At 47.3% G+C, this 12,204-nt stretch carries 11 protein-coding genes; 4 read left to right on the forward strand and 7 right to left on the reverse strand.

Features of this window, described 5'->3' with window-relative positions:
- Positions 1-49: 49 nt before the first annotated feature.
- From H8K52_RS03870 to H8K52_RS03895, 6 genes are all read right to left on the reverse strand, one after another.
- Complete coding sequence (locus H8K52_RS03870) at positions 50-2,650, reverse strand: M14 metallopeptidase family protein (RefSeq protein ID WP_186921584.1); 2,601 nt, start codon at positions 2,648-2,650, stop codon at positions 50-52.
- Between the two features lie 275 nt (positions 2,651-2,925).
- Entirely contained in the window at positions 2,926-4,200 is a 1,275-nt protein-coding gene (locus H8K52_RS03875) for an NAD(P)/FAD-dependent oxidoreductase (RefSeq protein ID WP_186921585.1), read from the reverse strand.
- 56 nt (positions 4,201-4,256) lie between these two features.
- The gene (trxC, locus tag H8K52_RS03880; protein ID WP_186921586.1) at positions 4,257-4,676 is read right to left on the reverse strand and encodes a thioredoxin TrxC; all 420 of its coding nucleotides are present in this window, start codon (positions 4,674-4,676) and stop codon (positions 4,257-4,259) included.
- A 90-nt stretch (positions 4,677-4,766) separates the two neighbouring features.
- A complete protein-coding gene (locus tag H8K52_RS03885) occupies positions 4,767-4,976 on the reverse strand; it encodes a YgaP family membrane protein (RefSeq protein WP_186921587.1) in 210 nt (69 codons plus the stop codon).
- Positions 4,977-5,008: 32 nt separating this feature from the next.
- The gene (locus H8K52_RS03890) at positions 5,009-8,266 is read right to left on the reverse strand and encodes an efflux RND transporter permease subunit (protein ID WP_246464260.1); all 3,258 of its coding nucleotides are present in this window, start codon (positions 8,264-8,266) and stop codon (positions 5,009-5,011) included.
- A gap of 36 nt (positions 8,267-8,302) precedes the next feature.
- Positions 8,303-9,439, reverse strand: coding sequence for an efflux RND transporter periplasmic adaptor subunit (locus H8K52_RS03895; protein WP_186921588.1), 1,137 nt, complete (start codon positions 9,437-9,439; stop codon positions 8,303-8,305).
- A 193-nt stretch (positions 9,440-9,632) separates the two neighbouring features.
- Here H8K52_RS03895 and H8K52_RS03900 point away from each other — a divergent pair, with 193 nt between their 5' ends.
- Positions 9,633-10,007, forward strand: coding sequence for an ArsR/SmtB family transcription factor (locus H8K52_RS03900; protein ID WP_186921748.1), 375 nt, complete (start codon positions 9,633-9,635; stop codon positions 10,005-10,007).
- Here H8K52_RS03900 and H8K52_RS03905 read toward each other — a convergent pair.
- Complete coding sequence (locus tag H8K52_RS03905) at positions 10,004-10,810, reverse strand: sulfite exporter TauE/SafE family protein (protein ID WP_186921589.1); 807 nt, start codon at positions 10,808-10,810, stop codon at positions 10,004-10,006. The genes H8K52_RS03900 and H8K52_RS03905 overlap by 4 nt on opposite strands.
- Here H8K52_RS03905 and H8K52_RS03910 point away from each other — a divergent pair.
- The 3 genes from H8K52_RS03910 to H8K52_RS03920 all read left to right on the forward strand — a co-directional run bounded on the left by H8K52_RS03910 (position 10,809) and on the right by H8K52_RS03920 (position 12,196).
- The gene (locus H8K52_RS03910) at positions 10,809-11,057 is read left to right on the forward strand and encodes a hypothetical protein (RefSeq protein WP_186921590.1); all 249 of its coding nucleotides are present in this window, start codon (positions 10,809-10,811) and stop codon (positions 11,055-11,057) included. The two genes, H8K52_RS03905 and H8K52_RS03910, sit on opposite strands and share 2 nt — an antisense overlap.
- Positions 11,029-11,889, forward strand: coding sequence for an MBL fold metallo-hydrolase (locus H8K52_RS03915; RefSeq protein ID WP_186921591.1), 861 nt, complete (start codon positions 11,029-11,031; stop codon positions 11,887-11,889). Before H8K52_RS03910 ends, H8K52_RS03915 begins: the two co-directional genes overlap by 29 nt.
- 118 nt (positions 11,890-12,007) lie before the next feature.
- Positions 12,008-12,196 (forward strand): YgaP family membrane protein, encoded by a 189-nt coding sequence (locus H8K52_RS03920; protein ID WP_186921592.1) that lies wholly within the window; start codon positions 12,008-12,010, stop codon positions 12,194-12,196.
- The last annotated feature ends 8 nt before the right edge of the window (positions 12,197-12,204 follow it).

Raw genomic sequence — 12,204 nt, forward strand, 5'->3', positions numbered from 1 at the left:
ACAACCCGCCCTGCCACCTAAACGCTAATCGTTTGCAACAACTAGCATCTTAATGCGCTTCATGTGCTTCATCGCCTTCCGCGCGTGCTTTTTCAAACGCTTTACCAAAGAACAAAGCATTTTCTAAAATACGGCGGCTGCCTAACCAGCCACTTCTAAAGCCTAAAGCAGCACTCGCCAAAATCACACTACCACTACCGACGCGTTGAGCTGTGATCGCTGCAGATCCAGCAATCCGTTTGGCATTTTCTGGAGACGCATATCCGCTCAATACTGGTGAGCTAGTGTAGGCAGCGACGGTACCATAACGATCGCCTTCTAACTTATACACATCGGCTTGGCCGCGGAATACGGGCAAGATGTCGCGAGGAATACCGGCAGCGATGGGATGACTGCGATCAATCTCCGTTTCGAAGATCACGCCTGCAACCAAATCTTTGGCAGCGTTTGCATCTTGGTCTTTATAGGCTAAACGTCCTTCCTTGGCTTTCTTATCTTCTGCCTTATCGGCATCCGATTTTTTGCCTGCATCGCCTTTAACTAACTTCGTTTGCAAATAGGATTGGCTGCTCGCCCAATTCAATGCACCCTCAACGCCAATGATGACACCGCCCTGCTTAACAAAACGCTCGATATTTTTATTTGCTTCATCTGACAAGCGATACGTACCATCACTCATCACAATATGCGTATAGCGTTCTAATTGTGTAGCGGCTAAACGATCAGTGCTGAGCATGGTTGCTGGCAAGCGAAGGTGCGTATCAATCCAATGCCACAATTCACCTACTGAAGTTGAATCCAAACCTTGACCAGTTAACACTGCCACGCGCGGACGTTCTACCGTTTTCAAACTCGCGCTACCTAAATCAACGCCTGTACCACCTGCGCCCGAACTTAATGCAAACACTTCAACGCTATGATTTGCCGTCGCTTTACGGATAATTTCTGCGACATTCGCAGCTGACGTGTTTTGCATCGCGACTGGAATAACGATACTGCCGATACCCAAGTCCTTAGTACCATCTGTCGTCTGTACGCGCATCGGCTTAGTTACCGTACGTAAGCGCAAACCAGTCTGACTTAATTCCGCGAGCAAAGGCGCAGCATCATCATTGACCCATGAAAAAGCGTAAGCAATATTCGACTCTGCTTTCAAACTTGCCTTCGGCAAATCCTGTACTGGCTCGCCAATCACATCACCCGCGCTTTTGGCACTTGCCAAGTCATACGCTTTGGTCACACTCCACGCAGAGACATCGTAAAAGGTATTGTCCTTAAACTGCGTACGCAATTCGGTAATCCCTTCTAACAGACGGCTTTGACGCTGATTAAGTGGAACCGCGATCGCATTACGTGCGTCATAACGTTGACCATTGATGGTGACGCTGCCTTTAACTTGATGCACGGCGATACCATGTTGTTTCAACAGATTCGAAAAATCGCGTAAGCGGGCTGGATTATTTTCAGCGGCAAACAACATCGCGCGATTGGGATCGGCTTGCGCCATTTTCTTTGCTTCGTCATAGAAGTTCTTTTGATGCGCAATCAATTGATCGCGAATCGCATCTGCAGCTTGAATTGTGCTGAACGAAGTCGTAATCTGATTCGCAATCGTGTGATCAAATTTCAGTAAGCCATTGCGTGAATCCTGAATATGACCACGTGAACTAGCTTGTTCAAACAAAATACCAACACTGCCTTGCAAGTCTGGATAGGTCGACCCTTTACCGTAGTAAAAATCGTCAAAAGCTTCGCGGCTGAAATACAACTCACCGCGTGCATCCAAGGCCTGCGCATGAAACTTTGCAATCGCCTCGGTCAAGGTTTGATTATTCGCCGGTGTCAAAGGATGGGTGCGGGTTGGCACGCCGGGTTGGAAGAAATAGGTTGCATCTGTGCCTTGTTCATGAAAATCACCGAACACATGCGGACGCCATGTTTGGAATGTCGCAACGTGTGCGCGGGATTCTGGATGTTGCAACCATAACCAATCACGATTGAGATCAAACCAATAATGATTACCGCGACCACTTGGCCAGCCTTCACGATGCTCTAGCGTATTTGGATCGCTGACCAAAGTCTGACCACGATTGCTATTCGCCCAGTTCGCAAAACGCGCTAAGCCATCGGGATTCAGCATAGGATCGATCACAACCACGGTGCGCTCTAACATCTCGTTGACGGATTTATCCATTGAACTTGCGAGGTGCCATGCCACCGCTGGTGCGGCGTTTGCTCCACTAGGTTCATTGCCGTGTACGCTGTAGCCAAGATAGACGACCAAAGGTGTATCGCTTTCGCCACGTCCACGTGCTGCTTCAATCTCGCTCAAGCGTTGATGATTTTTTTCGCTCGTGATAATCACATTCAAAATCGGACGGCGCTCGTGCGAATAACCAACTACACGCACTTTGACACGTGGCGATTGGCTTGCCAATAATTGATAGTAGGAAGTTAGTTGCTCAGGACGCGCATGCCACTCACCCAACTCAAATCCTAAAACCGATGCTGGTGCACTGATCTTGTCGGCACGAGCATGTGCAGGAATAACCGATTGGGGCGTTGCTGCATAAGCCGAATAAACAGGTGCAGCACTAAGTGAAATACAAAACGCGAGGCTGACCGCTTGAGCGATTTTTTTAAGGGACATGGGATTCCTTTTTGTTGTGAATTGCAGACCGGGTGTTGAGCTATGATGCAATGACTTACAGCATTAGCTTAGCGGCTTTGGAGCAATTTTCTAACAATTAGTTCAAACTTGCAAAATAACATTTACTAACAAGCTAGTTCGCACTAAGTGATTAAGGAAAGCATGCCTCTTTATCGAGAAATCGAAAGAAGTCTAGTTTTCAAGCGAAAAAAATCCCTCAAAGCCAACGAAGTTTGAGGGATCGAAAAGTGTTGATAATACGTTGTTGAACAGCTTTATTTGTCTAAACGCTCTATCCCAAGCATTTTCAATACATACTTTTCATAGATGGGTTCTGAGTTACCGGTTTTCATCTTGCGAATGAAGTATTTTTCAAATGCGATCTTAGCGTAGTGTACCCACTTACCTTTTTTAAACCAGTTCACATTACGCGGTGGCATTTGCGGTAAGGCGACGAAAGCGGCACCGGTATCGCCCATATCCGCCAAACAGATCGCATTCCAACTACCTTTCGCGGTTGCCGGCTCACCTTTCAGATCAGCTTCAATATTGTGAACGATGGCGGTGATCATGGTTTCTATCATGTAACCAGTTTTCGGCGCTCCAGTTGGAACGGGTGTAACTTCAACTGGCGGAATCGCAATACAGACACCAGCTGAATAGATATTCGGATATTTTTTGCTGCGTTGATGATCATCAACCAGCACAAAACCGCGTGGATTACAGAGACCTTCGACGGCAGCTATCGGATCGACACCACGGAAGGATGGCAACATCATGCTGTACTTAAATGGCAGCTCGTGTTCTTTTTTGAGATTGCCCATGTCGTCCATTTCACTGACAAACATCTTGCCATCTTCAACCCGCGTGGTTTTCGCGTTGCAAATCCATTTGATGTCATTATTGCGAAATTCACTCTCCAACATCGATTTTGAATCGCCAACACCACCCAAGCCTAAATGTCCAATATAAGGCTCACTAGTCACGTAAGTGATCGGGACTTTATTGCGCAATTTACGTCGTTTCAAATCCGTACTGAAGATAAAAGCGAATTCGTAGGCAGGGCCAAAACACGAGGCACTAGGCATCGCGCCAATAATTGCAGGGCCCGGATCATCTAAGAATTTTTGATAAGCAGCATAGGCATGTTCTGCATGATCGATCGAACAAATTGATTGCGTAAAGCCATTCACTGGCCCTGCGCCGGGCACTTCGTCAAAGGCCAACTTGGGGCCCGTTGTGATCACTAAGTAATCATAATTGACCGTACTTCCATCCGCTAAGGTCAGCGAATTTGTCTCTGGCATTAAAGCCGTCACAGCTTGCGCGATGAAATTGATGCCCTTCTTTTCCAAATAAGGACGAATCTCGAAGGTAATGGCTTCGCGTTGTCGCCAACCCACAGCAACCCAAGGATTCGACGGCACAAATTGAAAATAGTCGACTGCGTTAATCACCGTAATGCGATGTGCATTACCCAGTTTTTCACGCAATTCGTAGGCCGCAGGCATACCACCTGTACCTGCACCGAGAACAATAATATGTGCCATGTCTACTACTCCTAAGATTGATTGAGTATCAAAAACTACCGCATCTACAACATCCCTTATAAATACTGCTTGGCCCAAGCCACGATCTGTGCGGCTGGCATCACACCACTTTGACGCGCAATCTCCTGCCCGCCTTTAACCAACAACAAAGTTGGAATGCTACGTATCCCATAACGTTGACTAGCGAGCGGTGCGGCATCGCTATCGACTTTAATAAAACGAATATCCGGTGCCATCTGCGCTGCCTGTTCAAACTGCGGCGCCATCGCCCGACAAGGACCACACCACGCCGCCCAAAAGTCGATCAAGACGGGCAATTCCGTCTGCGATAAAAACTTCGGCAAAGCCTGCTCGCTAATCGCCACGGGATGTGCAGCCATCAATGCATGACCGCACTTACCGCAAACCGGCTCATCACGCAAACGTTCATTCGGAATCCGATTCGTTGCTGTGCAACTGGGACAAACTAAATACATGGTTTGGCTCCTATCAATTCTCCAACTTGCAAACTCGATGGTGGGTTGCAACCCGCCCTATACTTCTCAACCGTCAAAGTGATGTGCGATTTAATCGCCAGCCTTCAATCCCAACTTACGCATGATCGTTTCCATCAAACACCACTTAGTGATCCCGCTCTGCAAAATATTGACACCAACAAAAGCAGTGAATGCCAAGAACCATTGATTCATAAAAATCGGGCTACCAGGAATACCTAAAGCCAAGCTCAACAAAATAAATGTACCTGCTACTACGCGAACCATTTGCCATGAAGTCATGTTATTTCTCCTCAATATAACAACGTAAAAAATTAAACTTGCTCTGCTACGACATCTGAAGCCACTTCCGAAATCCCTGCTTCATGTTTCTTGCGATACGCCATGAAGTACAGCAAAGGAATCACGACCAAGGTCAACAAAGTCGAGACAAAAATACCGAAGATCAATGAGATCGCTAAACCATTAAAGATAGGATCATCGAGAATAAAGAAAGCACCCATCATCGCTGCCAATCCAGTTAATGCAATCGGTTGTGCGCGTGTAATTGCCGAGCTCACCACGGCTTCTTTAAACGCCATACCTTCGGCAATTTGCACATGAATAAAGTCGACTAACAAAATGGAATTGCGCACAATAATCCCCGCTAAGGCGATCATGCCTATCATGCTCGTTGCCGTATATTGCGCACCCAAAATCGCATGTCCTGGCATCACACCAATAATCGTCAGTGGAATTGGTGCCATGATGATGAGCGGCGTCAAATAAGAACCAAACTGCGCAACCACCAACAGATAAATCAAAATCAAGCCAACCGCATAAGCCGCACCCATGTCACGGAAAGTTTCATACGTGACTTGCCATTCGCCATCCCATTTCAAACTAAAGCCGCGATAAGGATCTTGTGGTGCGCTAATGAAAAACTCCTCTAACTTACCGCCACCTGGGGTCACGATCTTCGCGATTTCACTACGCATGGCAAACATGCCGTACAGCGGGCTATCAACTTTACCTGCCATATCCGCAACCACAAAATTCACTGGCAAACCATCTTTGTGATACAGAGGTTGTTCGCGCAAAGTGTCTGTCACAGTCACAAGTTCGCGAATCGGCACAATGCCGCCTTGGGCATTCTTTACACCTAAGGACAACAAGGTATCGAGACTACCCTGCTCGCTAATTGGCAAGTGCAAATTCGCTGCGACTGGATATTTGCTTTCATCATGCAGGTAAGCAGCAGAATCACCCGCTAAGCCTGCACGCAAAGTCATCACGATGCTGGACTGTGCGATCCCTAGCTGCGCAGCTTTCTTTCTATCGACGATCAACAACTTGCGCGGCGCATGCAAAATACTGCTGTCATCCACATCAACAATGCCCTCGGATTTTTCAAACACGGCGCGTACTTGCTTAGCGACCTGACGGCGCTCTTCATCGCTAGGACCATAAATTTCTGCAACGATCGGTGCCAAAACAGGTGGACCAGGTGGGACTTCGACGACTTTCACATTGGCTTCTGGATCTAACTTTTTCGCCAAAGCTTGTAATTGAGGACGAACACGGGTTGCGATCACATGACTCTTATCGGAGCGATGACTTTTATCGACAAGATTGACTTGAATATCACCGACCTCGCCACCTGAACGCAAATAGTATTGACGTACTAAACCGTTGAAATTAATCGGCGCGGCCGTACCTGCATACGCTTGATAGTCACTAACTTCAGGAACCGTCTGCAAATAATTGCCGAGTTCACGCAAGACCGCTGCCGTTTTTTCGGCTGGCGTGCCCGCAGGCATATCGACGATCACTTGAAATTCAGACTTATTATCAAAAGGCAGCATCTTCAATTGCACCCATCCAATCACAGGCAAGGCAACAGATAAAGCAATCAAACCAGCCACACCAAGACCGAGCTTTTTACGATTCTTGCTGCCGGTTTTGTCGTCCAAAAATGGCTTAAATATCTTGCGGAAAGTTGGCTCCAATTTGCTCGCCAAACCATCGTGCGCATGATGACCTTCTTTCATACAGATACGTGCTAACCAAGGCGTTACGACAAAAGCGATCGCCAATGACAACAACATCCCCATACTTGCGTTAATCGGGATTGGGCTCATGTATGGACCCATCAAACCACTGACGAATGCCATCGGCAATAAAGCGGCAATGACCGTAAATGTCGCCAAAATCGTTGGCCCACCGACTTCATCCACTGCACCTGGAATAATTTCTGTCAGCGTTTTATGTGGGAATAAGGCTTGATGGCGATGGATGTTTTCCACCACCACAATCGCATCATCGACCAAAATGCCGATAGAGAAAATCAAAGCGAAAAGTGAAACACGATTGAGCGTAAAGCCCCAAGCCCAAGAGGCGAACAAGGTTACTGTCAAAGTCAAAATCACCGCCGTACCAACGATGGCGGCTTCACGACGACCAAGTGCGATGAAGACTAATGCGACAACGGACAAGGTCGCAAACAACAGTTTTTGGATAAGCTTTTTCGCTTTATCATCTGCCGTTTGACCATAGTTACGACTGACAGACACTTCGACATCAGCAGGGATTACTGCATTCTTCAATGTCTCGACGCGGCTGATGACAGTATTTGCCACTTCAACGGCATTTTGACCTGGCTTTTTCGTAATCGCGATGGTGATCGCTGGATACTCCGCGGCATCTTTACCAGCAGTACCGTGCCAAACGTATTGACTCGCTGGCAATGCACCATCTTCAATCTTTGCGACGTCTTGCAAGAAAATAGGACGTTTGTTTTTCACGGCAACGACTAACTCACCAACGCTTTGCGCATCACGCAAAAATGGGCCCGCTTCAATTGCAACGCTTTGATTACCGGCGCTCAATTCGCCACTAGGCAGACCCAAATTTGCTGCACGCAAAGCGCCTTGCAAATCCATCACGGTCAAATCATTTGCAGCTAACTTAGTTGGATCAAGTTCAATGTTAATCGCACGTCCGGGTCCGCCTATGCTGACCACTTCACGTGTTCCTGGCACGCGCTTGATATCTGCCTCAATGCTATGCGCGACACGTTCCAAAGCGGCTGCGCCAGTTTCGGTATTCTTACTCCACAGAGTTAAAGAAACGATAGGCACATCATCGATGCCTTTCGGTTTCACTAAAGGCTCGAGCGTACCGAGATTTGCGGGTAGCCAATCGCGATTGCTGTGAATGGTGTTATACAAACGCACCAAAGCTTCAGTACGTGGCACACCCACTTTAAACTGCACAGTGATAATGGCAATACCGGGACGTGCGACAGACATCACATGTTCGACATCGGCAATCTGACTCAAGACCTGCTCAGCAGGAATCGCCACCATCTGCTCAACATCTTTCACTGATGCTCCTGGAAATGGAATCAGCACATTCGCCATCGTGACATTAATCTGCGGCTCTTCTTCGCGTGGTGTCACCATGACTGCAAACAGCCCTAGTAAAAAGGCGACCAACGCCAACAGAGGCGTAATTTGCGATGCTTGAAAAAATGCAGCAATCCTGCCAGATACGCCCATTGTTTTCGCTTTGATCATATCGTTGTCAGACATGTTCGCTCCTTCTTGTTGAGGTAGGTGCTGATTCGTTTATTGGCTTACTGGTTTGCTAGCGTTTGCTGCCGCTAAAGGATCGATGGCGATCATTTCACCTGCCGCGACACCACTAAGAATTTCTTGTTCGTTGAGTAGCATCGGACCAGGTTTCACTTGACGCAAGATCGGCTTTCCTTGCGCGTTGATCACATACACAGCATGTAATTCAGCACGACGAATAACCGCGCTGCGTGGCACATACAAACGATTGACGCTCGCACCTTTCGCAGTAGTCGAATCAGCATTCAAAGATAAATTGACACGCGCAAATAAGCCGGGATTGACTGCCTGCACATCTGCTGGCAGATCAAAGCGCACTTGTACCGTATGCGTAGCTGCATCGGACAAAGGCAGGATCGTCATTTTTCTAGGTTTAACAAAGCGCTGCGCTGCTGGCAAAGATGGAAACTCGATTTGCAGATTTTGTTCAGCTTTCAATTGACTGATACGTGCTTGCGGCACGGTGACAATCACGCGTAGTTCCTTAGGGTCATACACGGTCATAATTGGTTTACCTGGCATCACCATTTCACCGACTGCGGATGGCATTTCGGACACGATGCCGTTATATGGCGCATTGATGGTATAAAAGCCAGATTGCGTTTGCACCGCGCCAGCTTGGGCAATTTGTGAATTCGCTTGCGCGCTGGCAGACTTGAATTGCGCTAAAGCGCGATCCAATTGCGCTTGGCTAATGTAATTTTTTTCGAACAACAATTTTTGACGTTCGTAATCTTTCTCTGCAACCGCAAGATTCGATTTAGCTGCATCGACTTGGGCTTTGCTCGCATTGAATTCTTGTTGTGCTGCACGTGCATCCATGCGCACCAGCAATTGACCCGCTTTTACCACATCGCCCGCTTGCACTGGCAACTGCACAATCGCACCGGCAATCTGTGCCGAGATCACAGTATTTCTGACTGCCTCAACCACGCCATCAACACTTAAATTGCTATCGCCGTTCACAGCTCTCACCGCAACGGACTTTAAACCTGAGTTGGCAGCGACATTCGTCGATGCTAGGTTTACTGCAGGCTTTTGTGCTAACGCCTGAGTTTGCGAGAAAGTGGCAAGAATCAGCATGAACAACACGGCAGGCTTACGTAGATAATTTGTCGACAACAGTGTCATGGTGGTGACTCCCCTAAATTTCGGAATAAATCAAAAGTAAATAGAAGACAAAAATTAAATTGCTATCTCATGCCACACATAATATACTTATTTGCGCACATGCGCAAATAGTAAATAGACTTTTTGCGCAAATAGACAAAAATTTATTATAGAGGGTATCATGATGGATCCATTCACTCAGACATGTACAAATATGGAAGGTTTATCAGAACTTGCGCTAAATCACGTTGCCCAATACTTTTCCGCACTTTCAGAGCCGACCCGGCTCAAGATTTTGAATAATCTGCGTGATGGGGAAAAAAATGTTGGTGATTTAGCGAGCGCATGCGACTGCTCACAGGCAAATGTCTCCCGCCACTTATCGACCCTAGCAAAACACGGCATGGTGGTGCGCGAAGGGCGGGGTACCGCGGTGTACTACCGCATTGCAGATGATTCTATTTATGCCTTGTGTGATTTAGTCTGCGGCAATGTGGCGCGCCAGTTAGAATCACAAGCCTCGTTATTAGGTGGATTGCAGAGTAAAAAATCTGATGGGCTAACGACACTCAACGCCGTAAAAGCCTAGAGCGATTTCCATAGAAAACTCAGAGCAACCGCGGTTAACATTGCTGCAAAAATTAACTGCACTGTTTTTGAGTCCAACAGATTCGCCAACTGTCGTCCCATTAATACGCCAGCAATAGAAGCGCCAGCAAACCACAAAGAAAATAACAGCGGCAGCTCGACGCCATGCAAGACTGCAGAACTCACCCCGACTGCGCCAACCAATGCGATCACCATCAGCGATGTTGCTGCTGCGCTTTGTATCGTTAAATTCGTAAAATGCCGCAATAAAGGGACAATAATAAAACCACCACCGACGCCCAATAGGCCAGTTGCGAATCCTGCGCATGCGCCAATCAGTCCGATGATCATCGCGGTCGCCCAACTCCAGTTAAACCGTCCAGTCTGATGATTGACCATCGCCATGGCATCACTTTTCACAGAGGAACTCGCATTGGTACGCACTTGTAAAATCAAACGTGTCACAACCACCATCAACACCGCGGAGAAGGCTAACATCAAGCCTCGCTGGGACATTTTCTGTGCAAACAAAACACCCAGTGTCGTCATCGGTGCTCCGGCGAGCGCCATCAAGATTGCCGCTTTATACCGAACCTGCCCACGACGCAATCCGTCAATCGCACCAATCAAAGCCCCCAAGCTCACTGCAAGCAAAGCGACTGGCATCGCTTGCTGCATACTCCATCCTTGGCTATACACCAATGCGGGCACGGCAAGCATACCGCCGCCAGCACCAGTTAAACCCATGATCAACCCGACCACGGTGCCAATCAAAATAATCAGTAATAGTGTGAGTAAGCTCATGGCTTCCGTATTGGGAGGAGCAAGGTCCAAAAAGATGATTTATCAAAATCAAAAAGAAAAAAAAGGCAGCACTCGCCTTTCACGAACCACATTATGTGGCAAATCAAAACAAAGCGAAACAATTGTGGTTTCAAAGGCAGTTATTAGAAATTATCTTGCATTCAAAAACTGGTTTGCTATGATGACCCATCACTATTTTGTAGTAGCACTTTCGCCGAATGAATCCTCAGATACAAAGTTTTTTTGATTCCAATACTTGCACCGTCAGCTATTTAGTCTTTGACCAAATAGGTGGGCATGCTGCGATTATCGATCCTGTGCTTGACTACGATCACAAATCTGGCCGCAGCAAAACCGTGTCCGCAGACAAACTCTTGCACGCCTTAAGCCATCAGCAGTTAACACTCAGCTGGATCTTGGAAACCCATGCACATGCCGATCACATTTCGGCGGCACATTATCTGCAACAACAGGCTGGCGGCAAAATTGCAATCGGTGCGCACATCAACCAAGTACAAACCGTTTTCAAAAAACTTTTTCATCTGGAACCCGAGTTTGCAATCGATGGTTCGCAGTTTGATCACTTGTTCCAAGAAGATGACGTATTCATGATAGGCCAACTTAGCGCCAAGGCCTTGTTTGTACCGGGACATACACCAGCGGATATGGCATATCAAATCGGTGATGCAATTTTCGTCGGTGATACTTTATTCATGCCTGATGTCGGTACCGCACGCTGCGATTTTCCCGGTGGCGATGCAAAGATGTTGTTTGCTTCGATCCAAAAGCTTCTGGCATTCCCTGGCGATACCCGACTTTTTATGTGTCACGACTATCCGCCAAACAATCGTGAAGTCGACTTTCAGACCACAGTCGCAGCACAAAAGGCCAATAATATTCACGTGCATGATGGCATGAGCGAAGCGGATTTTGTTGCGATGCGTAGCAACCGCGATGCAACGCTAGACATGCCTTTATTGATTTTGCCCGCAGTACAGATCAATATCCGTGCGGGAAATCTGCCACCGCCAGAAGCCAACGGTGTCAGCTATTTAAAGATCCCTTTTAATGGTATTTAGCGATCAGTATTTAGCTTTACGTGACAACTGTTGATGCACAAATATTTCGAGTTAGTTGTATCAAATCGTTTCATTTTTTCGCTGTATTTTCTCACTTCAATCAACTCAGGAGAGCACCATGAAAGTCAATGTCGGAAGTACTGATCGTTTAATTCGTGTCGTTGTTGGCGTCGCTTTAATCGCTGCCGCAGTGACCGGCTATATCGGCATGTGGGGCTATATTGGCATCGTACCGATCTTAACTGGCACCTTGCGTTTTTGCCCGGCCTATATGCCCTTTGGTATTTCAACTTGCCGCAAAGATTAAAAAGCAAG

Source organism: Affinundibacterium seohonense (genome assembly GCF_014284305.1).
GTDB lineage: Bacteria > Pseudomonadota > Gammaproteobacteria > Burkholderiales > Burkholderiaceae_D > Undibacterium > Undibacterium seohonense.